The sequence below is a fragment of the Pseudarthrobacter sp. TE3704 genome (genome assembly GCF_056279405.1).
The window spans coordinates 282,915-306,401 of record NZ_JBWCCJ010000001.1 but is presented as its reverse complement, the minus strand read 5'-3'; the positions used below and the strand labels follow the sequence as shown (position 1 = coordinate 306,401).

Annotated in this window: 27 protein-coding genes; 14 read left to right on the top strand and 13 right to left on the bottom strand. The window is 66.2% G+C overall.

Annotation, left to right across the window (positions count from 1 at the left end; genetic code table 11):
* Positions 1-11: 11 nt before the first annotated feature.
* Genes ACZ9BC_RS01490 through ACZ9BC_RS01480 form a run of 3 tightly spaced genes read left to right on the top strand, consistent with a single transcriptional unit; the run spans position 12 to position 650 of the window.
* A complete protein-coding gene (locus ACZ9BC_RS01490) occupies positions 12-227 on the top strand; it encodes a hypothetical protein (protein ID WP_476244420.1) in 216 nt (71 codons plus the stop codon).
* A complete protein-coding gene (locus ACZ9BC_RS01485) occupies positions 220-438 on the top strand; it encodes a prolyl oligopeptidase family serine peptidase (RefSeq protein WP_476244419.1) in 219 nt (72 codons plus the stop codon). Before ACZ9BC_RS01490 ends, ACZ9BC_RS01485 begins: the two co-directional genes overlap by 8 nt.
* A 44-nt stretch (positions 439-482) precedes the next feature.
* The gene (locus tag ACZ9BC_RS01480) at positions 483-650 is read left to right on the top strand and encodes a hypothetical protein (RefSeq protein WP_377204721.1); all 168 of its coding nucleotides are present in this window, start codon (positions 483-485) and stop codon (positions 648-650) included.
* A gap of 308 nt (positions 651-958) precedes the next feature.
* Here the strand turns inward: ACZ9BC_RS01480 and ACZ9BC_RS01475 are convergent, their stop codons facing one another.
* Entirely contained in the window at positions 959-1,237 is a 279-nt protein-coding gene (locus ACZ9BC_RS01475) for a YciI family protein (protein WP_476244418.1), read from the bottom strand.
* A gap of 8 nt (positions 1,238-1,245) precedes the next feature.
* The gene (locus ACZ9BC_RS01470; RefSeq protein ID WP_476244417.1) at positions 1,246-1,824 is read right to left on the bottom strand and encodes a hemerythrin domain-containing protein; all 579 of its coding nucleotides are present in this window, start codon (positions 1,822-1,824) and stop codon (positions 1,246-1,248) included.
* 137 nt (positions 1,825-1,961) lie between these two features.
* Here ACZ9BC_RS01470 and ACZ9BC_RS01465 point away from each other — a divergent pair, with 137 nt between their 5' ends.
* From ACZ9BC_RS01465 to ACZ9BC_RS01450, 4 genes are all read left to right on the top strand, one after another.
* Positions 1,962-2,402 carry a helix-turn-helix transcriptional regulator gene (locus ACZ9BC_RS01465; RefSeq protein ID WP_476244416.1) on the top strand — a complete coding sequence of 147 codons (441 nt, stop codon included), beginning with the start codon at positions 1,962-1,964 and terminating at the stop codon, positions 2,400-2,402.
* On the top strand, positions 2,399-2,818 hold the full coding sequence (locus ACZ9BC_RS01460; RefSeq protein WP_476244415.1) for a VOC family protein: 420 nt from the start codon (positions 2,399-2,401) through the stop codon (positions 2,816-2,818). Before ACZ9BC_RS01465 ends, ACZ9BC_RS01460 begins: the two co-directional genes overlap by 4 nt.
* 74 nt (positions 2,819-2,892) lie before the next feature.
* Positions 2,893-5,295 carry an ATP-binding cassette domain-containing protein gene (locus ACZ9BC_RS01455; protein ID WP_476244414.1) on the top strand — a complete coding sequence of 801 codons (2,403 nt, stop codon included), beginning with the start codon at positions 2,893-2,895 and terminating at the stop codon, positions 5,293-5,295.
* Positions 5,288-5,869: an MOSC domain-containing protein gene (locus tag ACZ9BC_RS01450; RefSeq protein ID WP_476244413.1), complete on the top strand. Its 582-nt coding sequence runs from the start codon at positions 5,288-5,290 to the stop codon at positions 5,867-5,869. The genes ACZ9BC_RS01455 and ACZ9BC_RS01450 overlap by 8 nt, the downstream gene beginning before the upstream one ends.
* Positions 5,870-5,915: 46 nt before the next feature.
* On the opposite strand, the gene ACZ9BC_RS01445 is transcribed toward ACZ9BC_RS01450, so the two are convergent.
* From ACZ9BC_RS01445 to ACZ9BC_RS01410, 8 genes are all read right to left on the bottom strand, one after another.
* Entirely contained in the window at positions 5,916-6,905 is a 990-nt protein-coding gene (locus ACZ9BC_RS01445; RefSeq protein ID WP_476244412.1) for a cyclase family protein, read from the bottom strand.
* On the bottom strand, positions 6,902-7,156 hold the full coding sequence (locus ACZ9BC_RS01440; RefSeq protein ID WP_476244411.1) for a hypothetical protein: 255 nt from the start codon (positions 7,154-7,156) through the stop codon (positions 6,902-6,904). Before ACZ9BC_RS01440 ends, ACZ9BC_RS01445 begins: the two co-directional genes overlap by 4 nt.
* Before the next feature lie 11 nt (positions 7,157-7,167).
* Positions 7,168-8,505 carry a TRAP transporter large permease subunit gene (locus tag ACZ9BC_RS01435; protein ID WP_476244410.1) on the bottom strand — a complete coding sequence of 446 codons (1,338 nt, stop codon included), beginning with the start codon at positions 8,503-8,505 and terminating at the stop codon, positions 7,168-7,170.
* Positions 8,506-8,584: 79 nt separating this feature from the next.
* Entirely contained in the window at positions 8,585-9,364 is a 780-nt protein-coding gene (locus ACZ9BC_RS01430; RefSeq protein WP_476244409.1) for an NAD(P)-dependent oxidoreductase, read from the bottom strand.
* Positions 9,365-9,386: 22 nt separating this feature from the next.
* Entirely contained in the window at positions 9,387-10,016 is a 630-nt protein-coding gene (locus ACZ9BC_RS01425; RefSeq protein WP_476244408.1) for an RraA family protein, read from the bottom strand.
* A gap of 33 nt (positions 10,017-10,049) precedes the next feature.
* Positions 10,050-11,054 (bottom strand): tripartite tricarboxylate transporter substrate binding protein, encoded by a 1,005-nt coding sequence (locus ACZ9BC_RS01420; protein WP_476244407.1) that lies wholly within the window; start codon positions 11,052-11,054, stop codon positions 10,050-10,052.
* A gap of 46 nt (positions 11,055-11,100) precedes the next feature.
* Positions 11,101-12,603 carry a tripartite tricarboxylate transporter permease gene (locus tag ACZ9BC_RS01415; RefSeq protein WP_476244406.1) on the bottom strand — a complete coding sequence of 501 codons (1,503 nt, stop codon included), beginning with the start codon at positions 12,601-12,603 and terminating at the stop codon, positions 11,101-11,103.
* A gap of 2 nt (positions 12,604-12,605) precedes the next feature.
* A complete protein-coding gene (locus ACZ9BC_RS01410) occupies positions 12,606-13,109 on the bottom strand; it encodes a tripartite tricarboxylate transporter TctB family protein (protein WP_476244405.1) in 504 nt (167 codons plus the stop codon).
* Positions 13,110-13,243: 134 nt separating this feature from the next.
* Between ACZ9BC_RS01410 and ACZ9BC_RS01405 the strand changes: the two genes are divergently transcribed.
* Together ACZ9BC_RS01405 and ACZ9BC_RS01400 are read left to right on the top strand one after the other, a co-directional pair.
* On the top strand, positions 13,244-14,044 hold the full coding sequence (locus ACZ9BC_RS01405) for an IclR family transcriptional regulator (RefSeq protein ID WP_476244404.1): 801 nt from the start codon (positions 13,244-13,246) through the stop codon (positions 14,042-14,044).
* Positions 14,045-14,148: 104 nt separating this feature from the next.
* Complete coding sequence (locus ACZ9BC_RS01400) at positions 14,149-14,397, top strand: DUF3072 domain-containing protein (protein ID WP_079599039.1); 249 nt, start codon at positions 14,149-14,151, stop codon at positions 14,395-14,397.
* 33 nt (positions 14,398-14,430) lie between these two features.
* On the opposite strand, the gene ACZ9BC_RS01395 is transcribed toward ACZ9BC_RS01400, so the two are convergent.
* On the bottom strand, positions 14,431-14,640 hold the full coding sequence (locus ACZ9BC_RS01395; RefSeq protein WP_079599040.1) for a hypothetical protein: 210 nt from the start codon (positions 14,638-14,640) through the stop codon (positions 14,431-14,433).
* Positions 14,641-14,913: 273 nt separating this feature from the next.
* On the opposite strand from ACZ9BC_RS01395, the gene ACZ9BC_RS01390 reads away from it, so the two are divergent.
* Entirely contained in the window at positions 14,914-16,281 is a 1,368-nt protein-coding gene (locus ACZ9BC_RS01390) for a glycosyltransferase family 87 protein (protein WP_476244403.1), read from the top strand.
* Positions 16,282-16,342: 61 nt separating this feature from the next.
* Positions 16,343-17,566, top strand: a complete 1,224-nt coding sequence (locus ACZ9BC_RS01385) for a glycosyltransferase 87 family protein (protein ID WP_476244402.1) — start codon at positions 16,343-16,345, stop codon at positions 17,564-17,566.
* Here ACZ9BC_RS01385 and mptB read toward each other — a convergent pair whose 3' ends face one another.
* Together mptB and ACZ9BC_RS01375 are read right to left on the bottom strand one after the other, a co-directional pair.
* Positions 17,567-19,159, bottom strand: a complete 1,593-nt coding sequence (gene mptB, locus ACZ9BC_RS01380; protein ID WP_476244401.1) for a polyprenol phosphomannose-dependent alpha 1,6 mannosyltransferase MptB — start codon at positions 19,157-19,159, stop codon at positions 17,567-17,569. It lies immediately after the preceding gene.
* Positions 19,160-19,330: 171 nt separating this feature from the next.
* The gene (locus tag ACZ9BC_RS01375) at positions 19,331-20,482 is read right to left on the bottom strand and encodes a GGDEF domain-containing protein (RefSeq protein WP_476244400.1); all 1,152 of its coding nucleotides are present in this window, start codon (positions 20,480-20,482) and stop codon (positions 19,331-19,333) included.
* A 165-nt stretch (positions 20,483-20,647) separates the two neighbouring features.
* On the opposite strand from ACZ9BC_RS01375, the gene ACZ9BC_RS01370 reads away from it, so the two are divergent.
* The 3 genes from ACZ9BC_RS01370 (at position 20,648) to ACZ9BC_RS01360 (ending at position 23,472) form a co-directional block, all read left to right on the top strand.
* Positions 20,648-20,884, top strand: coding sequence for a zinc-ribbon domain-containing protein (locus ACZ9BC_RS01370; RefSeq protein WP_476244399.1), 237 nt, complete (start codon positions 20,648-20,650; stop codon positions 20,882-20,884).
* A gap of 293 nt (positions 20,885-21,177) precedes the next feature.
* The gene (gene rsgA / locus ACZ9BC_RS01365; RefSeq protein ID WP_476244398.1) at positions 21,178-22,338 is read left to right on the top strand and encodes a ribosome small subunit-dependent GTPase A; all 1,161 of its coding nucleotides are present in this window, start codon (positions 21,178-21,180) and stop codon (positions 22,336-22,338) included.
* A gap of 117 nt (positions 22,339-22,455) precedes the next feature.
* The gene (locus ACZ9BC_RS01360; RefSeq protein WP_476244397.1) at positions 22,456-23,472 is read left to right on the top strand and encodes a LacI family DNA-binding transcriptional regulator; all 1,017 of its coding nucleotides are present in this window, start codon (positions 22,456-22,458) and stop codon (positions 23,470-23,472) included.
* Positions 23,473-23,487: the final 15 nt, after the last annotated feature.

Sequence of the window (23,487 nt, the reverse complement as noted above, 5' to 3'; positions counted from 1 at the left end):
GTCCGCTCATTGTGTGGCTGCACGGCGGAGGCGAAGGCGGCCTGCTGACGGGCGGATATAACTACTACGACAACGAATCCCCGCTCCGCGCCAACCGCGGGCCCCTCGGATTCACAACAAACGAGGCCCAGGATCTCTTCGACGGCGCCTACGTGGTCGAAGAGATCCACGTCGATGTGGCTGGAAGATGGACCTGCAAACGCACCTCGCATCTGGGAAGTGATTGAGGAGGTATGCGCAACCCACAACGTGGACCGCGACCGCATCCATGTGGTGGGTTGCAGCAACGGCGGCTACATGAGCCTAAAAATGATCGTCGAATACCCGGACGCTTTCGCCTCCGCGGTGCCAATCTGTGGCGTTGTCGCCCCTTTCAACTCCCCCGGCCCGATGGTGCCGGACGAACAACTGGCCGCGATCGATACCCCACCTGATTAATCGCCGCCGCCGACGACACAATCATCGACCCGCAAGCCAACACGGTGCACGCCCACGAACAGATCCCCGGCTCCATCATGAGCCTCTACAGCAACGTCACGTGGAACGGGTACACCTTCCCCGGGCACTGGTCATGGATATACGCCGCCCGCAACGACCCCTCTCACGCCGGCATCAAACTGTGGCAATGGATGGCCCAGCAGCACCGCTGAGAGTCTCCAAAAAAAACGCAGGCCACACAGTTCTTTTAAGCATCCGCCAAGCAACCACGCGGGTAACCGGGTAAGGGGCCGGGTCAACGAAGAGCAGCTGAAATTAGGCAGCTAACGTCGAGGACCCCGGCCCCACGAGGTTTCCGGCGCTTTACAAGAGAACGTTCGGCTAGTACACCCCAACCTGACGTCAGGCAGCCCCCGAGAACCCGTCAGAATAGGGTCGGAACCGGCGTTTCCAGACACGCCCGAAGCAAGGTCCTAGCCCTCACCCTGACAAAGCCAGCCCCAGAGCAAGAACAACCTCTCTAATCGAACCGCACCGCGTCCCACTCAAGGATCCGCGGCTCGGCCAGACCCTCCACCACAAACGGATCGCCAGCAATAAACCGCTCCGCTTCCGCCCGCGAAGAAAAGATCCCCATCGAGGCGCCCGCAGGATCCTCCGAGAGGAACGGGCCCAGCGCGATCAGCCCGCCGCCGTCGGCATGGAACGCTTCGAAGTAGGCCTGATGGCGGGGGTACGTCTCGAAAACAAGCGAGCGGTCGATGCCCTCGGTCAGGCTGTACAGGACAACGCACTCCATCCGCGGTCCTAGGAGCCTGTCTTCCGGCCGGTGAGTTTGTCGAGGAGCCGGTCCACCATGCCCACGCCGGCTCCCACCGTCTTGTGGAACAACTCCGAATGCGGCGCGCTGGGGTGCGGCCGGGTGGGCGCCAGCTTTTTCGCCTTCTCCACCTTCTCGCCCATCTCCACGAGTTTCTCCCGGGGGATGTGCTGGCGCAGCTTCGGGAACTGTTCGGATTCCTCGTCACCCGCGTGATGCGTCAGCTGTCCCTCGAGCTCACGCACCAGATTCATAAAAGAGGAATCTGAAGGCTCGGCCTTTTCTAGCTGCTTCATCAGCTTGACGATGTCGTCGTGCTCTTTCTTGTCGTGCTCCACTTCCTCTTTACCGTTGGGCACGTGGTCCTCAATGGCGGGGTACACGAACATCTCCTCCGCCACCGCATGGCGCATCACTTCCGCGATCAAAGTGTCCGCCAGGTCCCGGCGCTGGCTTCCATCCGGGGCAGCATGGATCTGCGCGATCAGGGCAATCATGTCCCGGTGATCAGCGGTCAGGATGTCCACGACGTCCACGTTCGCACCGGCAGAATGGGTATCACTCATGACTTGGCCTCCTCCTTGGATCGCTTCCTTGCAAGCGGGGTGAGACGGTCAAAATACCACGCGTCAACAGCGGGATAAAGAGGCCAAGAGTGCCCCACGTCTGGACATCTCCCCGGCCAGGTAGCACGATCTGAGGTGTGACCCCCACAGACCCCTACCTTCGCGAACTGACCCGGCTCCGCCGCGTCAAGGACAGGATCGACCGGGAGTACGCGCAGCCGCTCGACGTCGAGTCCCTCGCCAAGGACGTCCACATGTCCGCCGGCCACTTCAGCCGCCGCTTCAAGCTCGCCTACGGCGAGTCGCCGTACAGCTACCTCATGACCCGGCGGATCGAGCGGGCCATGGCGCTGCTCCGCAAAGGCGACCTTTCCGTCACGGAGGTGTGCTTCGCCGTCGGCTGTTCCTCGCTGGGAACCTTCAGCACCCGCTTCAGCGAACTGGTGGGCATGCCGCCCAGCGCCTATAAACAGGAGGCGGAACGTGCGACGGCGGGAATCCCCGCGTGCGTCGAAAAGCAGGTTTCAAGACCGGTCAGGAATCGAGAAGCGCCCGCCGCGGAGCCGCAACTAGCATGACTGCCATGGACATCACCATCAGCTCAAGTTTCCTTCCGCACACCGACCCGGACGCCTCCATGGCGTTCTACCGCGACGCCCTCGGCTTCGAAGTCCGCAACGACGTAGGCCGCGGCACCATGCGCTGGATCACCGTGGGCCCGGCCGGCCAGAAGGACGTCTCCATCGTCCTGTACCCGCCGGCCGCGGACCCCGGCATCACCGATGACGAACGCCGGACCATCGCCGAAATGATGGCCAAGGGCACCTACGCAACGGTGGTCCTCTCCTCCCCCGACGTGGACGCAGCGTTCGCCAGGGTTGAGGCGAGCGGGGCCGACGTCGTTCAGGAACCCATCGACCAGCCCTACGGAATCCGGGACTGCGCCTTCCGGGACCCCGCCGGCAACACCGTCCGCATCAACCAGCAGCCGTAGGCTGATAACCAGCGACGCCGAAGGAGGCTGCGAGCGCAGCCTCCCCTTCGCGCCGCATGACAGATGGAGACCCGATGAGCACGGACACGGATACGGCCACCAGCGCCAGCAGGCCCTCGGACAGCACGCATGTGGCCGACAGCCATGACCTGATCCGCGTGCAGGGCGCGCGGGAAAACAACCTCAAGGACATCAGCGTCGACCTGCCCAAACGCCGGCTGACCGTGTTCACGGGCGTCTCCGGGTCCGGGAAGAGCTCGCTGGTGTTCGCCACCATCGCCGCCGAATCGCAGCGGATGATCAACGAAACCTACAGTGCCTTCGTGCAGGGCTTCATGCCGAGCCTGGCCCGGCCGGAGGTGGACTTCCTCGAGGGCCTCACGACAGCCATCATCGTTGACCAGGAGCGGATGGGCGCCAATCCGCGGTCCACGGTGGGCACCGCCACCGACGCCAACGCCATGCTGCGGATCCTCTTCAGCCGCCTCGGCACCCCGTATGTCGGCCCGCCCACGGCCTACTCCTTCAACGTGCCCACCCGCAAAGCCAGCGGCGTGATGTCCACGGACAAGGGCGGCCGGGTGGAAAAGGCCGTGGTGAGCCAGGCGGTGTACCTCGGCGGCATGTGCCCGCGGTGCGAGGGCATGGGCAACGTCAGTGACATCGACCGCACAGCGCTGTACGACGACGGCAAGTCACTGAGCGAGGGAGCGCTGACAGTTCCGGGCTACTCGATGGACGGCTGGTACGGCCGGCTGTTCGAGGGGATGGGCCTGCCGATGGACAAGCCGATCGCGAAATTCACCGCCAAGCAGCTGGACACGATGCTCTACGCGGAGCCCACCAAGATCAAGGTGGAGGGCGTCAACCTCACCTTCGAGGGCATCATCCCCAAGATCCAGAAGTCCATGCTGTCCAAGGACGTGGAGGCGATGCAGCCGCACGTCCGCCGCTTCGTGGAGCGGGCCGTGACGTTCCAGCTTTGCCCCGAATGCGAGGGGACCCGGCTGACCAAGGAAGCACTGTCCTCGAAGATCAACGGCAAGAACATTGCCGAGCTGTGCCAGATGCAGATCAGCGACCTCGCCGAGTGGGTCCGCGGGCTCAAGGACGCCTCGGTGGCCCCCCTGCTTAAAGGGCTCCAGCACCTGCTCGACTCGTTCTCCGACATCGGCCTGGGCTACCTCAGCCTCGACCGGCCCGCCGGCACCCTGTCCGGCGGCGAGGCGCAGCGCACCAAGATGATCCGGCACCTCGGCTCCTCGCTCACCGACGTTACCTACGTCTTCGACGAACCGACCATCGGGCTCCACCCGCACGACATCGAGCGGATGAACCAGCTGCTGCTGCAGCTGCGGGACAAAGGCAACACCGTCCTGGTGGTGGAGCACAAGCCCGAGACCATCGCCATCGCCGACCACGTCGTCGACCTCGGGCCGGGGGCCGGCAGCGCCGGCGGCACGGTCTGCTTCGAGGGCACCGTGGATGACCTCCGGGCCAGCGACACCATCACCGGCCGGCACCTCGGCGACCGCGCCTCCGTCAAGGAGACCGTACGGAAAGCGACCGGGGCACTCGAGGTGCGCGGGGCCTCCATGCACAACCTCCAGGGCGTCGACGTCGACATTCCGCTGGGCGTCCTCTGCGTGGTGACGGGGGTGGCCGGCTCGGGCAAGAGTTCGCTGATCCACGGCTCGGTGGCGAAACGCGAGGGCGTGGTGGTGATCGACCAGGGCGCCATCAAGGGGTCCCGGCGCAGCAACCCCGCCACCTACACCGGCCTGCTTGAGCCCATCCGCAAGGCGTTTGCCAAGGTCAACGGCGTGAAGCCGGCTCTGTTTAGCTCCAACTCCGAGGGCGCCTGCCCCACGTGCAACGGCGCCGGCGTCATCTTCACCGAGCTGGGCGTGATGGCAACCGTGGAGTCGCCGTGCGAGGACTGCGAGGGCCGCCGCTTCCAGGCCGCCGTCCTGGAATACACGCTCGGCGGACGCAACATCGCCGAGGTGCTGGACATGTCCGTGACGGAGGCTGCCGCCTTCTTCGCCGAGGGTGAAGCCAAGACCCCTCCGGCGCGGACCATCCTCAAGCGGCTGGACGACGTCGGCCTGGGCTACCTGAGCCTGGGCCAGCCGCTGACCACGCTGTCCGGCGGCGAGCGCCAGCGGCTCAAGCTCGCCACCCAGATGGCAGAGAAGGGCGACGTTTACGTCCTGGACGAGCCCACCACCGGCCTGCACCTGGCCGACGTGGAGAACCTGCTCGGACTGCTGGACCGGCTGGTCGACTCAGGTAAATCGGTGATCGTCATCGAGCACCACCAGGCGGTCATGGCGCACGCCGACTGGCTGATCGACCTGGGGCCGGGAGCAGGGCACGACGGCGGCCGGATCGTTTTCGAGGGCACGCCGGCTGAGCTCGTGGCGGCACGGCCCACACTGACCGGCGAGCACCTGGCGGCGTATGTCGGTGGTTGAGCCAGCGGAAACATACCGGTACGGCGTCGAGATCCTGCACCTGCTGGTGTCGCCCTCGCACGCCTACTTCGGCCGGGCGAAGGACGGGCCCGCGGATGTTCCCACCATTGACGCCGCCCAGGCTGAGGTGGTGGCGGGCAAGGGGATTGTGGGCGACCGGTTCTTCGGCAAGGCCGCCCACATGGACGCGGCGGTGACCCTGTTCGCCGTCGAATCCCTCGAAGCCATCGCCGCTGAACTGGGCGCCGGACCCTTTGACCCGCTGGCCACCCGGCGGAACGTCATACTCCGTGGCGCCCAGCTGGCTCCGCTCGTGGGTGCGGACTTCGCGCTGGAGTCCGACGGGTCGGTGGTCCATTTCCACGGTGGCCGGCCCGCGCACCCGTGCGCGTGGATGAATGAGGTGCTGGCACCGGGCGCCCATGCAGCGATGCGGGGCCGGGGCGGCATCCGCTGCCGGGCACTGTCCAGTGGCCTGCTGCACCGCGGACCTGCCGTGCTGGTCAGCCCCGTTCCTCTGGACCCCGGGCAGGCCGGCGTTCCGAGCCTCCTGCGGCCTACCCGGCTGCCGTAGCGGCGCCGTTCAGGGGACACGCTCAGGGGACAGGTTCAGGCAAGCGTCACATCAGGGCTGTGGCATTGGCGGGCGATCCGGTCCCGCCGGTGATGTTCAGCGGCTTGATGGTGATGAAGGCGTCCCACTGGCCGCTACTGCGCATGTGCCGGGCCAGCGGTCCCAGCCGCCACAGCTCCCCCAGCGGCATGCCCAGCTTGGCGAGCAGCTGCTGGTGCATCATGCCGTGGTCATTCGGGGCGGAGTCGCGGTATGGGCTGGAAGGCAGCGCAGGCAGGCATTCGAAGGCGAAGTTGTCCGCCGCGAGGAGCGCCAGCCGGTGGTCCCAGGCCCATCCGACAAACTCCTCCGACTGGGCAACGCCCGTAGCCCGTCGGCTCTCCCGCATCCGTTGCTTGTCCTCCGGCGGCAGGCCCAGGAACCACTCGCACCAGCCGGTGTGGAGCATCAGGACGTCGCCCTGCCGGAGGCTCACGGACTGGGCTGCCAGCACCGCCTTAATCAGGTCAAGGCCCAGTGGTTCGCCTGCGGCATGGTCAATGGGAGCAACCTGCCCGGCCCGGTACCCGGCGAGGTCCAGCAGCACTCCCCTGCCCGCGATGGGGGTGTCCGCCCATTCCTGGATGCCAAGGTCCGGCGTGCCCTCGCTGATGCGGTGGTCCGGCGTGCCGTTGTAGAAGCCCACGTCGTCCGCCCGGCGGTGCCGCAGCCCGTCGATCTGCGTTGACCCCTGCAGGTAGTACCCGTCCAGGAAGTCGTCGCGGTGGGCAGGGTGCGAGGAGTAGATGGTGTGCCCGGGAGCGCCGCGCTTGAGTGACATTCCGGGATCGAAGGCATCGGCCGGATAGTCCAGGCCAAAGGTGCGGCCAGTGCGGATGCAGTTCCGCGCTTCCAGCACCGCCTGCGGAGTAATGAACGACGGCGTCCCGCGGGTTGCGTCCGGAAAGAGCCCCCAGGAGGTGCCCGCCAGGGCGCCCTCCCGCTCCAGCAGCCCGGCGAATGTTGGGTAGTGTCCGTCTTCGGCGGCAGGACTCACCGTGCCCCTGCTTCCTGTGGCTGTTCCTGGTTCTGGTGGCGCTTGTAGCTGAGCAGGAAACCTGCAATGGCGCAGATGGACGCCGCGATGCAGATGGGTGCCTTGATGGTGTCATTGAGCAGTGTGAGCCAGTGGCCCTGGCCGGCCACCAGCGCGATGGCCTGTCCGGCCACGAACACAATGCCGCCAAGCAGCAGCGCTGCGAGGGTGAGGACGAACAGGACTTCGATGGCCCTTCGGATGGTGTGCATGGTGGAAGTCCTTAGATGGGCAGGATGCCGAGGATGATCAGGACGCCGATACCGAGCAGCGGCAGGGCGTAGTGGGTGAGCAGCCGGAGGAACGTTTTGATGGGGTCCACATCTGCGATGCCGCACGCCACGTACAGCGGGGCGCCTCCGGGCGGGACCGCCGCTTCGCAGGAGGAGAAGACCAGGACGGCCACCGCGGCCGTGGTTGCCGGAACGCCGGCTGCCACCAACGCGGCGACGCCGACTGTTCCGACGGCGGCCATGGTGGCCGTGGCGGACAGCGGTGCGGCCACGGCGATGACGATCAGCCCGATCAGGATGGCCAGGAGCCACAGCGGCAGATTCATCCCGTTCAGCAGTTCCGTCATCTGCTGCGGCAGCCCGGTGGCTGCCAGGGCGTTGGCGCCGGCGAAGGCGAACACCACGGTCACGCCCACAATCCCGAAGCGCGGCGCGGAGTCCTGCAGCAGCGCCCACCACGCCCGGCCGTCCCGGGGCAGCTTCTTCCGGCCCAGCAGGAGGCCGGTGATGATCAGGACCACGGGAATCCACACGATGACGCTGACCGCCTTGGTGACATCGCCCCCGGTCCAGTCCGAAAGACCCTTGGCCATGGCGCCGGAGGTGATCACCAGCGGAATGGCCACCACAACGAACAGCAGCAGCGTGGCCCAGCCGCGGCCGAATGCGGCCCGCACCGGCAGCCTGTGCGCTGCATCGAGCGGTGCCATCCCGCTCTTGCGGATCAGGAGCCAGGTGACGATCAGCCGGTGCAGGAAGCACCACAGGCCGCCGAACAGCAGCGGCATGACCAGCGCGTTGATGTCCAGGAGGGGCCCGACGGTGGCGGATCCGACCAGGACGAACATCGAGGCGCTGAACGGAAACGTGATTCCCATGCCCGCGTTGCCGGCCACCAGGGTTGCCGCCGCGGGCTTGTCGAGCCTGGATTTCTCCATCCAGGGAATGGTGACCGAGCCAACCGTGGCCGCAATGGCCGCCTGGTTGTGCACCACGCTGCCCAAACCGGCCGATGCCACCGTGGACACCCAGGCCGGCCCGCCTTTGACTCCGCCGATCAGTGAGTTCAGCAGGTCGATCAGCCGGTCCAGCACGCCGGTTTTATCCAGCAGGTACCCCATAAAAACGAATGCCATGGTGGCGTAGACAATCTCGTCAGTGAAGGCCGAGTACAGCGCATCCCAGCCGCTCCGGGCCGCTGCCGTACCGGTGAACGGGAGCACCGCCAGGAAGCCGAGGATCATGGCCTCGCCCACGCTGCGCTTCAGCACGGTGGTCCACAGCAGGATCACGGCAAGGTAGGCGCCGAGTGCCCAGATGCCGATCATGCTGCTGCTCCTGACGGCGGGACGCCGGTTAGGTGGTGGTTCACGTAATTCCCGTTCCTGATTCTGCCCGACTCTGCGGTCAGCGCAAGGCTGGTGCCGTTTCCTGGGCCATCCGCGCCAGGGCGGCGGCGGAAGCCGTGGTCATCTCCGCCGGCACCCCAAGGTCGCCCAGGTAGCTGGCCGTGTCCTGCATTTCCTTGGACCGGCGCACCGCGTGCTTGGCAGTGCCGGTGAGGAACCGGTCGATCACGGCTTGGCCGTCGCCGGCCAACTGGCTGGCGATCTGGGCCCGGATCCACTCTTCGAGTCCTGCGGCGCGGCCGGCTGTCACGGCCTCCACCACCACCGACGCGAGGCCCTTCATCAGGACGCTGCGCAGGAGCTTGTGCGCCATGGCCGCGCCGGGCTCACCGTCGGCAATTTCGACCTCCACTCCCAGCGGGGAGAGGAGGTCAGCCACAGCCTGGGCTCCGGGCCCGCTGACCATGAGGGGCGTCTTCTCCCCCAGCGCGGAAACGGGACCCAGGATGGCGACGTCGGCAAAGTCGGCTTTGCCGGGCAGGCGTCCGAGCTCCTGCATAACACCGGGCGAGGACGAGGTGAAGTCCGCGTAGCAGCTGCCTGCTTCCAGGACCGGAAGGCACTCCTCGGCGACGCTGCGTGCCGCGGCGGCTCCGGTCATCACCAGGACGATGCCGGCTCCGGTGCAGGCTTCGGCTGCGGTTGCTGCCCGGGTGACGCCGGCAGGGGTGGCGGGCGCAACAGGGTCAAAGCCGGTGACTTCATGGCCTGCGGCGTGGAGTGCCGCGGCGTAGGTGGCGCCGGCTTCGCCAAGGCCAATAACGGTTACCGCTGTCATTGTTCTCTCTGTCTTTCTTGCTCTAGGAACGGGATGCCACGATGGCTTGCCGGCGGTTGGTTTCGTCGGCGAAAACTGCTTCGGCAGCCTCTGCAACGGCGGCCGCCTGGTCCCGGGGAACCACTACGACGCCGTCGGAGTCGCCGACAATCACATCGCCCGGCAGCACGGGGACACCGCCGAAGGCGAGGGGCGTCCCCAGGCGGAAGGGGCCGTTCTTGTACGGGCCGGCGGGGGAAGTAGCCCGGGCGAAGACGGGCATGCCGATCTCACCCAGCGCCTCGGCGTCGCGCGCTGCTCCGTCCAGGGCGAAGCCGGCGATGCCGAGGTTGATGGCACGCTCGCCGATGAGCTCGCCGAGCAGGGCGCGGGAGGCGTCGCCGCCGCCGGCGACCACGATGACGTCTCCGGGCCGGGCCAGCTCCAACGCCTTGTGGATACCCTGGTTGTCCCCGGGCCGGGTCCACACTGTGAAGGCGGGACCGGCGAGGACGGCACCCGGCCAGATGGCCTGGATGCCGGAGTCCGCAACGCCGAGCCGGTCCATGGCGTCACCAATGTTGGCGGCCGGAAGCTTGGCAAGGCGGTCCACCACGTCCCTGTCGGGGCGGGGGAAATCGGCGTCGATGGTGTCGATGGCTGGAGTTGTCATGATGGTTTCTTCCGTCCGGTGATTGTGGGAGGGTCAGTCGGTCTTCTGGACCAGCGGCAGGACCTTCTTGAAGTCCTCTTCCTGTCCGGCCCAGAACTGCTTGTAGTCCTCGCCGGAGAGGTAGCTGGTCTGCAGGCCCAGATCGTTCATCTTCTGCACCACGGCAGGGTCTTCGATGGCCTTCTGGATTGCCGTTTCAAGCTTCTCCGCCACCTCGTCAGGCAGTCCGGCGGGTGCTGAGTAGCCGCGGGCGGTGCCTGCAATGAGGTCGTAGCCGGCTTCCTTGAACGTGGGAACGTCCGGCAGCGAGGGTGCTTTTTCGGCGGACATGACGCCCAGGACGCGGGCCTTGCCCTGCTTGGTCAGGTCAACCACGTCGCTGACGTTGGCCACGAGGATGTCCACGTGCTTGCCCAGGAATGCAGTGGTGGCCTGGGAAGCGCCTTCGGAGAAGTGCACGGGGGCGAACTCGGCACCGGTGGCTTCCTGGATCTGCGCCATGGCGAAGTGTTCACCGGTCTGGAGCCCGGTGGTGCTGGCGGTCATGGACTTGGGGTTTGCCTTGGCGGCGTCCAGGAGTTCCTTCAGCGTTGTGTAGGGGCTGTCCGGCTGGACTGCGATGACGGTGGGGTCGATGACCTGGCGGGCGAGGGGCTGGAAGCTGTCGCGGGTGTACTTGGCGCCGCGGGCAGGGTCCAGGGGCGAAACGACCACGGACGGGGAACCGGTGGCACCAATGGTGTAGCCATCGGGTGCGGCGCTGGTGAGCTGGGTGTAGCCGATCTGGCCGCCGGCACCGGGCTTGTTGATGACCTCGACGTTCGTGCCGAGTTCCTTTTCCAGGATCGGCTGGATGAGCCTGGCGGCCGTGTCCACTGCACCGCCGGAGGAGAAGGCCACGACGAGCTCGACCGTCTTGCCCTTCCGGGGGAAGTCGTTGGCGGAGGCGTTGGTGGCTCCGGCATTGGCGCCGCAGCCGGTCAGGGCGATCAGGGATGCAGCCGCGAGGGCGGCGGCGATACGCGGACGGGTTTTCATGGTTCTTCTCCTTTGAAGGGGGTGTTGGGGGGGTAAGTGCGGGGGGTTAGGTTTCGGGGTCTTCGTTGAGCGCCTTCGGCTTGCGGAGCTTGAGGAGCGGGCTGAAGATGATCAGCAGTCCAAGGCCGATCAGGACTGCGGAGATGGGACGGCTGGTGAAGATGCTGAAGTCGCCCTGGGAGATTTCGAGGGATTCGCGCAGCGAGCGTTCCATCAGGGGGCCGAGCACCAGGGTCAGCACCATGGGCGCCAGCGGGATGTCCAAGTGCCGGAGGGCGAGGCCCAGGAGTCCGAACCCGATCATGACGAAGACATCGAAGACGCTGAAGTTGATGGTGTACGCGCCGATGACCATAAAGAGCAGGATCAGGGCGGTGAGGATGGTGGTGGGAACCCGGAGGATGGAGGTCCACAGTCCCACCAGGGGAACGTTCAGGACCAGCAGGAGCAGGTTGCCGATGAAGAGGCTGGCGATGATGGCCCACGCGATGTCGGAGTGTTCGGTGAAGAGGGTGGGTCCCGGGGTGAGGCCCTGCTGAAGGAAGGCTCCCATGAGCACCGCGATGGTGGGTGATGCCGGGATGCCCAGGGTGAACAGCGGGATCAGGGCGGCGTTGGCGTGGGAGTTGTTGGCCGTTTCCGGACCGGCGACGCCTTCGATGGCACCCTTGCCGAGTTCGTTGCGGTAGCGGGAGAACTTCTTCTCGGCGCCGTAGGAGAGCAGGGATGACACGGAGCCGGTCATGCCCGGGATGAGTCCCAGGCCAAACCCGATGCCGGTGCCGCGGGCCATGGCCGGGGCACTGCGGCGCCATTCCTTGCCGGTGGGAAGCAGGGAACGCAGGTTGGGGGCGTGCACGTTGGGGGTGGCGCTGCCCTTTCGGTAGGACAGCAGTTCGGACAGGCCGAAGACACCCACAATCACGGCGACGAAGCTGACGCCGTCCAGGAGCCGGTCCATGCCGAAGGTGAACCGGGGTGCGCCGGCTACGGGGTCGATTCCCACCATGGCGATCAGCAGTCCGAGCGCGCCGGAAATGACAGCCTTGACCATGGATTTGCCGGCGAGCGCCACGAGCAGGGAGATGCCCACCACCATCAGCGCGAAGAACTCGGGCGGGCCCACGAGCAGACCCAGTTCGCCCAGCGGTTTGGCGGCCGCCACCAGGCCCAGGGTGGCGATGGTGCCGCCCACAAAGGATCCGACGGCGGCGATGGTCAGTGCGGCGCCGGCCTTGCCGATCTTCGTCATGGCGTAGCCGTCAATAGTGGTGATGGCAGAGGCAGCCTCACCGGGGGTGTTCAGCAGGACGCTGGTGATGGTTCCCCCGTAGGCCGTGCCGTAGAAGATGGCGCAGAGCATGATGATCGCTCCGGTGGCGTCCAGGTTCAGGGTGAGGGGGATGAGCAGCGCGACGCCGGCTACCGGGCCGATGCCGGGCAGGACGCCGATGATCGTGCCCAGGAGGCAGCCGAGGAAGGCGAAGAGCAGGTTCTGCCAGGTCATGGCGGCCGCAAAGCCGCCCATAAGTTCGTTGAAGATATCCACGTTCAGAGTCCGATCGTGTTCAGCAGGGGGAAGGCTGAGACGGGCAGTGCCACGTTGAGGCCGTAGTTGAAGGCGTAGAACGCGCCCACGCTGCCGGCGAGTGAGGTGATCAGGGAGGAAGGCCAGGCCCTGCCGCCGCGCAGCTTCAGGTGGTACATCAGGAAGAGGAACATGCTCAGCTGGAAGCCGAGCAGGTCCATCACGGCCGCGAGGATCACCAGGCTCACGACGACGGCAATGACCAGCCCGCGGTCCACGCCTTCGGCCGTTTCGCTCGGCCGCCGGAGCTCCTGGAGCAGCCAGACGACGGACATCGCCGCAAGGACGGCGCCCATGGCGAAGGGGAACAGGCCCGGGCCGGGGCCCAGCGACGTCCACAGGCCGAGCTCAATCGAACTGACCAGGACGTAGACGCCGACGGCGGCGAACGCGCCGATGCCGGCCAGCACAGACGGTGCCACCCGGGCAGGGCTTTCGGGTTTGGCTGTGACTGACTCCGTTGTCATGGATTCCTTCTCACTGTGCGTGCTTTCACTCCGCGTTGCGGTATTTCACAGAATGAAACTATATTGCGTACAGAGAAATAGTGACAGCAGACACACCTACTGTCAAGCGCAAGGAACTTACATAGAATGAAAGAATGGCGACGACGACATCAACGGAACCCCCGGCTGAGGAGGGCCCCAAGGCCTCCAACATGCGCTCCCTCTCCAGGGCCCTGGAGGTTTTCGCGGAACTCCAGCGGGCCGAGCGCCCGCAGCGCCTCAGTGATCTTGCCAAGACCTGCGGCATGAGCCTCCCGACCACCCTGAGGATCCTGCGGGTGCTTCAGGATTTCGGCATGGTCAGCCAGACGGGCAAGTCCTACCGGATTGGGCCGGCCGTCCTGCCGGCCGCAAGGAGTTTCCTGGAAAACGATCCACTCGTGGTCGCGGCCCGCCCCATCCTGCAGCAGGTTGCCTCGCAGACCGGACTGACGGCGTCGCTGTACACGCGGCTGGGCTTCGAGCGCATCCTGGTGGCACGCGTGGATGGCGAAGCGCCCCTGCGTTATGACCTTCCGCTGGGCAAGCGCCTGCCCCTCACGCTGGGCGCCGCGGGCAAGATCCTGCTGGCTTCATGGTCCGATGACGAGCTTCAGCAGGTGGTTCGGGCGGCTGTTGCGGCAGGCCAGGAGGACCCGGGCCTCACGGCGGCCGAGCTTCGCTCAAGGCTGCCGGAACCCGCAGCCGAGTACGCGTACTCCGCTGATGAGCGTGCCACGGGAGTGCTCTCGGTGGCGGTTGCCGTGCGCAACAGGACAGGGCGGCCCCCGAGCGAGTCGATTTCGCTGACCAGTCCCGTTGAGGCGGCCAGCGAAGCAACACTGAAGGCCGGAGTTCCTGAACTGCGGCGTGCCGCAAGCCGGCTTTCCGAGCTGCTCGAGGGTTCGGTGTATTAAGCGGCAAGATCATGGGCGCCGAAGGCCTGCTCAAAGCGCCTCGATGGTGGTTTCCGGGCAGCCGGGCGTTCAAACTGTCGGGGGCCCAGCCTAGACTTTCTGGCATGAGCGAAAACAAGGAAACCATCGGCAGCTCTACGCCTGAACCGGACGCAGGCCTCAACCGGGACCCGGAAGATTGGGTGACGGGAGATGAACCCATGACCGCGGCGCAGCGGAGCTACCTGGACACGCTGGCGCGGGAGGCAGGGGAAGAGCTCCCGGCGGACCTCAGCAAAGCGGAAGCGTCCAAGCATATCGACAGGCTGCAGCAGCGCAGCGGCCGTGTAACTGGAAACGGGCCCGGCAGCTAGCAGCGCCGGACCCGTCTCAACAGGAAAAGGTGGCTACCAGGCCTGGTGTTCGCGCGTCAGGCCGAAGGGGACCGTCTCGCTCAGGGCCACCGTGAACTTGTCCGCGCCGTGCCGCGTGACAAGGATGCCGTGGCGCTTCTCAGCGAGGGCGTGGGCCTTGGCAGCGGTGACAGCGGCGTCGAGCTCGCTGTCCATGCTTGCGCGGTCTGCGACGGTCAAGGTCAGAGGAAAGTTGGCGGTCATGGGTCTAGCCTTAGTGTTTTAGGGGTGGGACAAGCGCCGTTCCGCTCCCCCAAGCTACCGACGCGGCAGGGCATCTTACTGCCCAGTTCATAATGCCCTAGCACGGCGCCGCCAGCAACTTGAAAAATCAAGTAATAAAGAAGCGCAGGTCAGCGGCACGTACTCCTGGCAGCAGGCACAGCAATTACGGGCCCCGAGGGGTGGTCACTTAGAGTTGATGGGGAGTGGAAGCTGTTTTTGAACGCCTCCAATGCCCCGGAGAAGCCTCCCGGCATGACCCGTGCACCACTGCGCAACGACCTGTCTGTGCAACGACCTGACAAGGATTCCGCCATTTCCACCGACGCTTTCTTCGGCAATCTCACCCGGATCCGCAACGTCATCCTCCCGGCACCGGTGCGCGACCGGCTGAACACCGGCCGCGGCCTCCTGGGCGGGTTCATCGTGGTGCACCTTGTTTTCCTCGTCTTCGCCGCCTCGCTCTCCCTCCGCGGTGAGGCGTTCAGCGATACCTTCATTTACCGCGACTGGGCCATGGCCGGTTTCGACGACGCCAACCTCACGGGCGGCCCCAGCCCCTGGGTCTACCCCATCCTCGCGCTCATCCCCATGGCCATCGCCGGCATCGCCGGGCCCGGACCGTTCTTCTTCCTCTGGGTCCTGATGACCACCCTCCTCAACGGCTGGGCCCTCCTCAAACTCACCGAACGCGGCCGCAACACCCCGGCCATCCCTGCCGGCTGGTGGTGGCTTGTCTTCACCTTCATGATGGGCTGGCTGGGTTTCGCCCGCGTGGACGGCCTCACCGCCCCGCTGGTGCTGGTGGCCCTCGCCTACGGCGTCAACCGTCCCTTCATCGCGTCCGTCCTGCTGGCCATTGGCACCTGGGTGAAGGTCTGGCCGGCCGCCGTGATGCTGGCCCTGTTCGCCGTCCTGAAGAACAGGCTGCAGGTGGTGCTGGCAGGAATTGTGACGACGGCGGGGGTCGTTGCGCTTGCAGCGGCGGTTGGCAGTGTCCCCAAACTGCTGAACTTCCTCACCCAGCAGGGTGACCGCGGCATGCAGCTCGAAGCCACCTTCACCACACCGTGGCTTTGGCTGTCCGTCCTGAACGTCGGTGATTCGCGGATGTACATGAACACGGACATCAACTCCATGCAGGTGGACGGCCCTGGTACCGCCGTCATGTCCGTCCTGATGCAGCCCCTCCTGATCCTCGCCGCACTCCTGGTGGCCGGCCTGACGTTCTGGGCACTGCACAACGGAAAAGCCAGCGGGGGCGTGGACCGCACCGAACTCCTCCTGGCCGGCGCGCTGACACTCGCCACGGCATTTGTGGTCTTCAACAAGGTGGGCTCCCCGCAGTTCATGGTGTGGCTCGCCCCCGCCGTCGCGGTCGGACTGGCGCACAGCTGGCGTGAGTGGCGCGTCCCGGCCACCATGCTGATCGTGATCGCCGTTGCAACGTACTTCATCTACCCGCTGTTCTACGACGCCCTCAGCCACAACAACCCGTGGATGGCCCTGGTGCTGACCATCCGGAACGTCCTCCTGGTGGTCCTGTTCCTCTGGAGCGTCCGCCGGCTGTATTCGCTGGGCAAAAAGACGCCGGCGGCAACCCCCGCGCTCAAGGAGTCCTGACATTTCCACGAGGTTCTTTGACCGCCTGGTCAGCATCCGCAGCAGGGTCCTTCCCGCAAAGGTGGTGGACTGGTTCGCCCGCCCTTCCAGCGTGTGGTGGGGCTTCGCCGTCGTCCATCTCTACTTCCTGGGCTGGATGGCGTCCTTCTTCCTCCACGGCGATACCTTCAGCGACACCGAGCAGTACCGCCAGTGGGCCATGGACGGCTACAACCCAGCAGACCTCGACGGCAAAATCAGCCCCTGGGTCTACCCGGTCCTGGCACAGATCCCCATCTTCCTCGCGAACATCGCAGGGCCAAGCCTCTACCTCCTCGTCTGGTTCCTGGTCATCGCAGCCCTCAACGCCGTCGGGCTCTTCTACCTCACCCGCGGACCGCGCAAGGTCAGCGGAATAGCTCCAGCCTGGTGGTGGCTCTTTTTCACCGTTTTCATGGGCTACCTCAGCTTCGCCCGGGTGGAAGGCATCACCGCCCCCATTGTCCTGATCGCGCTGCTCTACGCCGCCGAGCGGCCGGTGGTGGCGGGCATCCTGCTCAGCATCGCCACCTGGATCAAGGTGTGGCCGGCAGCGGTGCTGGCGCCCATCGTGATCGCCAGCCACAAGCGGATCCAGGTTGTCCTGTCCGGCGTCGCCGTCACCGCCGTCGTGGCCCTGGGCACCTGGCTTTCCGGCGGCCTGCCGCACATCATGGACTTCCTCACCAACCAGGGCGAGCGCGGCATGCAGCTGGAGGCCACCTTCTCCACACCCTGGGTCTGGTTGAGCGTCTTCAACATCGCCGGCTCCAAAATGGCGGACAACACGGCCATCAACTCCACCGAGGTGTACGGCCCGGGGGCCGGCACGGCGGCGTTCCTGATGCAGCCGCTGCTCATCCTCGCCGCCGTGGGGGCCGCCATCCTGCTGGTCCGCGCGATGAACCGCGGCGCCGAACGTGAGGAACTGTTCCTCGAAGGTTCCCTCATGATGGTCACCGCGTTCATCGTCTTCAACAAAGTGGGCTCGCCGCAGTTCATCATCTGGCTTGCGCCGGTGATCATCGCCGGCCTCACGCACGACTGGGAGCGCTGGAAGGTGCCGGCAGCCCTGCTGATGGGCATCGCCATGACCACCTTCGTGATCTACCCGCTGTTCTACACGCCGCTCATCCATGCGCACCCTGTGATGGCGGCCATCCTCACCACCCGCAACGTGCTCCTGGTGGTCCTGCTCTGGTGGTCCGTGAAACGGACGGCCGAGCTCGGACGGAAGACGCCCTCGCCGGTGGCCGCGGGCGCGTAGCTAGCGGTTGCCCGTGTTCTGCAGGCTGTGCCGCCGCTCCAGGATCCAGCGCCAGCCGCGTTTCGCCAGGTCCAGCGGCCTGCCCTCGATCAGCAGCTTGCGTGTATGCACATCGAGGAATAAAAGGTAGAACGTGAAGGCAAGCGCCGTCACGAACGCCAGGGACGACGCGTCGATGGGCAGCTCCACGAAGGACCACACGGAGAGCTGGTCCTGCGCGCCGAACACCACAAAGAACGTGACGCCCACGTACAGGGACCTGATCTGCCAGTCGTCCCGGATCCCGGTAACGGCCAGGAACGGCAGGAACCACAGGATGTACCAGGGCTGGATGATGGGTGAGAGCATCACGACGGCGGTGAACGCCAGCGCCATCCGGCGCACCGCCCGCGAATAGTCGCCGCGGAACATCAGCAGCAGCACCAGCGCGATGGCGGCCCACTTCATGCCGGTCCGCAGCCAGGTGGCGAGTGTTCCGCCCGGAAGGCCCAGCGCGTTGGCGAGCATTTCCACCTGCTGGCCGAGGAAGCCTGAGGGCGAATAGCCTGTGTAGCCGGGGGTGGGGTCCATGATGGCCCAGGTCCAGCCGATCCCCAGGTTGTAGGGGATGCCGCTCAGGAGCAGCACGCCGAAGCTGATGCCCGCCGTCGCGCCCCACATCAGGAACTTGCGCGGCCACGAGGCCGAAGGGCCCGCCCACATCACCCCGATGAACGGCAGCAGCAGCACGGTGATCGGTTTGATGCCGATGGACGCGGTGACCAGGAGGAGGCCCAGCAGGTAGCGGCGCGTGGCGGCGAAATAGGCGCCGGCCACGGCGAGGCCCACCATCAGGGCGTCGTTGTGGGCGCTGGCGATGAAGCTGATCAGGAACAGCGGATTGGCAACGGCGATCCACAGCGCCCGCGCGCCATTGATGCCGTGCAGCTCCGCAAGCTTGGGCACGTAGATAACGCACAGCAGCACGCCGACGCCGGCCAGCAGGCGGAAGAGCAGGACCGACACGTCCGGCTGGGCTCCGGTCAGCCCCACCACGCCGCGTGCCAGCCACAGGAAGTACGGGCCGTAGGGCGTCCGGTTTTCCGCCCAGGCCGGATCGGCACCGAGGGCGAACCAGTTGTTGAGCGTGGAGATGCCCACCTCGTAGGGATTCTGGCCCTCCATCACCAGCCGGCCCTGGCCCGTGTACGCGTACACGTCCCGGGAGAACACCGGCACGCAGAAGAGCAGCGGCAGGGACCAGGCGGAGATGGCGATCACCACGGAGCGCAGTGAATTTTTTCCCCAGTCCGCGAGCCGCTGCCCCAGCCGCAGCCAGGACCGCATCAGAACCATGGCGCCAACAGTCAGCAGGATGGTGGAGACGGTGACGCCCCAGCCTTCGGTGCGGAGCGCGATGACCACCGGCTGCCGGATCATGGGTGAGCCGTTGGCTATCCAGCCGGTCCCGATGGAACCGACGAACATCATGAGGGAGCCAACAAAACCTTCAATGGTGGCGAGGTAGGCGTGGCCTTTTGCCGGGCCGGAGGCCTTGGCGGGCGCGCCGAGCCTGCTCTCCGAAGTCCCGAGGTGTGACCCGCCTGCCGTCATGATGTCGTCTGGTCCCCTACTTCGAATACGGCGCTGGTTGGACCAGCATGAAGGCCGCCCTGCAACCCGGCCATTTTATCAGCCGCCTTCAGTGCTGCCCCGGTCCATATCCCCCCTTGCAGGCCACAGTTTGACAACGGGGTCCGGCAGGCTGCGGGGGCTGGCGACCTGTTACGTCATCCGGTCGCTGCGGGCAGTCCGGTTCCTGCCCAATGACTTGGCCCTGTACAGGGCGGTGTCGGCCGAGGCGATGAGTTCCTCCACGTCGGGGGTCCGCGAATCGTAGAGGGAGATCCCGTAACTGGCGGTGGGCATCTCCATCCCGTCCACCGTGGGGGCCGACGCCAGGCGCCGGCTGATTTCCTGGGCGATCAACTCGGCCCGTTCCGCGCTGGCCCCCGGGACAAGGAGGACGAACTCTTCCCCGCCGTACCGCCCCACCAGGTCGGTGGACCGCACGGTGGCGGTGCAGGCGTCCGCGAAAGCCTGCAAAGCAAAGTCCCCGGCGGCATGCCCGTAGGAATCGTTGACCCTTTTGAAGTGGTCAAGGTCGGCCAGGATCAGCGCGCCGGAGCCCTTGGTGATGTCATGGTCCGTCAACTGCTCGGCCGCGAGGTCCAGGAAGGCTTTCCGGTTGAGCAGCCCGGTCAGGTCGTCACGGGACGCCACCACCCGGAGGGCACGGGTCTGCTGTTCGCTGCTCAGGGCGGCCATGCTGAAGGAAACCACCACCAGCAGGACCATGGTCACCATGGTGGTCACCGCGGAACCGAAGACTGTGACGAAGGTGGGCCCGTGCTGGCCTTCCGCCAGGAAAACCAGCCAGCGGAAGAAGTAAAAGACGGCCAGTCCGCCCGCCGCCACCGCCATGGGAACCCTGACGCGCGAATAACCGGGTTCCAGGCGCCACAACTCGTGTGAGGCCAGGCCGATGGAGAGGCTCATGGCGGCCAGGAACACCGGGCCGCCGGACCATGTGTTGGTGGCCGGGTTGTCCAGGACGGAGGCAATCAGCGTGACCAGGGGGAGGCCCGTAAACGCCCACTTGGGCGGCGGCACAGTACGCAGGGAGCGGGCGCCTGCCCAGACCGCCACGCCGCCGTGCACCAGCAGCACGTTCCCAAGCGGGTTGGACCAGATCTGGTGGGGCGTGCCGTCGAGCAGGAAAAATCCTGAACCGGCCAGGAAAAACACCAGCGCCAGGCACCACCAGCCGCTGTACGGCGAGCGCGTGACCCGGTAGGCGGAAAAGTAGAAGAGGACAACCAGCACCAGCGCCATCAGGCCGAATGCGATCCGGAGGGTCGCCGTGTCCAGAGCCATGTTTCCGAAGTCCCCCAAACGCCCGAATGCTGCCTGCCCCCAGTATCGCACCGCACTCCCGCACGCAGCAGCAGAACCCGCACCATGAGAAATACGCGACGGACCACCTAGGGTGGTTCATAAGCATACGTACCATCAGCATACGGACTACCCGAAAGGCCGGCCATGTTCCTTCTCTTTGGCTTCAAGACGGTACAGAAAGCACTCCAGGGAAAGGCAGCGAGCTGCCAGTACTGCCGCTCGTTTGTCCACCACCACCTTGAAGAGCGGGCCACCAAGTTCACCCTGTTCTTCATTCCGGCGTTCACCACGTCCCGGAAATACCTCATCACCTGCAGCAACTGCGGGTACGTCTCATCCATTTCCGCCCGCCAGAAGAGGGCACTGGAGCTGCAGGGCTGACAACCGCGCGTACTGGATCCGGCTTTTCTTCCCGGGGATCTGGCCCCCGACGGCGGCCGCGGCTAGAGTGGGTCCCGTCCCCCTGCTGTGGCTTGGCAGGGTAGGGGATCCCCGAGGGAATGGAGGTGGTTTTGATGACTGCGATTGCCGCGCGCCCTGAGCGCCCCGCACCCATCAACCAGACCATTTCCCTCGACTGCACCTGCCCCGCCTGACAATTTCCGGGCGGCGTTCCTCAGCCTGGTTCCGCCAGAGCTTCCTGGTGCATCGGGGACCTTCCCGAGGTAACCACAGTGAATACTTCTTCAGGCAACGCCCTGGACAGCACCACAACCAACAACCCTTTACACACTGACGGACCATCCGCCTACGGGTACACAGCCGCGGTGGCCCGCCATTTTGATGCCCACACCATGCCGGAAGCGAGCGGCCGGGGGCGGGTGGTCCGGGTAGACCGGAACCTCCTGCTGGTGGCCGTGGACGGCGAACTCCTGCACGTGCCCTACCCGCTGACCGGCGAGGCTGCCGTGACCGGCGACTGGGTGTGGATCGGACCCAACCGCGCCGGGGAACGCCAGATCCTGGGCGTCCTGCCCCGCCGGTCCGAGCTCAGCCGCAAGCGGGCATTTGAGGACTCCTCCGCCGCGCAGCTACTGGCCGCCAACATGGACATGGTGGGCGTGGTGGTGCCTGTGGACCGGCCCCTCACGCACAACCGGCTGGAGCGGACCCTTGTTGCCGCCTGGGACTCCGGTGCCACTCCCCTGGTGATCATCACCAAGGGAGACCTCGCCGAGGTGGCGGACGACGTCGTCGCGAAAGTCATCCTGCAAGCCGCCGGCGTGGAGGTGGTCACCACCTCGGCGGAAAGCGGTGACGGCATTGACGAACTGCTGCGGCACATCCCTCCCGGCGGGACCATCGTGCTCCTGGGCCCTTCGGGGGCGGGCAAGTCGACACTCATCAACGCGATGGTGGGGCACGAGGTCCAGCCCACCGGCGCGGTGCGCTCCGGTGACTTCAAGGGCAAGCACACCACCACGTCCCGGGAACTGGTGCCGCTTCCCAACGGCACAGTCCTGATGGACACTCCTGGGGTGCGGGGCTTCGGGTTGTTCGACGCCGAGGACGGCCTGGGCGAGATGTTCGGGGACGTGGAGGACCTGGCCGCGAACTGCCGGTTCGCGGACTGCTCCCACCAGAGCGAACCGGGCTGCGCAGTCCAGGCCGCCATCGCGGACGGGACGCTTACCGATCGGCGCTGGCACAGCTACCTCAAGCTGCAGCGCGAGCTGGCAGCCCTCGCCCGACGGAGCGATGTTGCCGCCCAGCGCGCCTACCAGCGGGAGTGGCACCAGAAGGTGGTCTCGGCCGGGAAGTCGCAGCGCTGGGCCGAGCGCGGCATTGCCGAACGGCAGGAACGCTCCGGCGGCAAGGACCGGAAGCGGCGCTGACCGCTCCGCGGTGTCCTGCGGACTGCAGGACACCGCGGACAGCGGCCAAAGGATTCAACGTTGTAAAATCAACCTCATGGGCATCCAGGCCCTGGACCGACACAAGGGGGAACCGCCATGGCGGCTACGCTGCACGACGTTGCCCGCGTGGCAGGAGTGTCCTTCAAGACCGTCTCCAACGTCATCAACAACCACCCGCACGTCCGCGACACCACCCGCGCCAAGGTTGAACAGGCCATCCAGGAACTGGGATACCGGCCCAACCTCACTGCCCGCAGTCTCCGGTCAGGCCACACGGGCGCCATCACGTTGGCCCTGCCCCAGCTAAAGCTGCCGTACTTCGCCGAACTCGCGGACGCCGTGATCGAGGCCGCCGCCAAGCGGGGGCTGGTGGTCCTCATCGAACAGACCGGAGCCGACCGCAGCCGCGAACTCGAGGTGATGGCCAGCCCGCGGCTGAAAATGTCGGACGGACTGATCTTCAGCCCGCTGGCGCTCGGCCAGGAGGACGCCGGCCTGATCAAGGCCGACGTGCCCATCGTCCTGCTCGGCGAGCGCATCTTCGGCAGCGCCTCGGACCACGTCACCATGCAGAATGTCACCGCCGCCCGGGCAGCCACCGAGCACCTGCTGGACATCGGCCGGAAGCGCATTGCCGTGGTGGGTGCCCACGAAGGGGAGGTCATCGGCTCGGCCGGCCTGCGCCTGCGGGGTTACCGTGAGGCGCTGGAAGCGCGGGGCATTCCGTACGACGACGGCATTGTCGCCTACGTGGTGGACTGGCACCGGTCCAACGGTGCGGCAGCCATGCACGACCTCCTGGACCGCGGTGCCGAATTTGATGCCGTCTTCGGATTGAACGACACGCTGGCGCAGGGTGCCGTTCGCGTCCTGCAGGAAGCCGGATACCGGGTCCCGGACGATGTTGCGGTGATCGGTTTCGACGACCTGGATGAGACCCGCTACTCCCTTCCCACGCTCAGCACCGTGGATCCGGGCCGCACCGAGATCGCCGAAACTGCCATCCGCATGCTGATGGAGCGGATCAAGGACCCGGAAGGGATGCCGCCCCGGGAAATCGAGACGGCGTTCCAGGTGCTGCCGCGCGAATCAACGGTCGGCACGGGCGGCTGACCCTGAGCGCCCGGC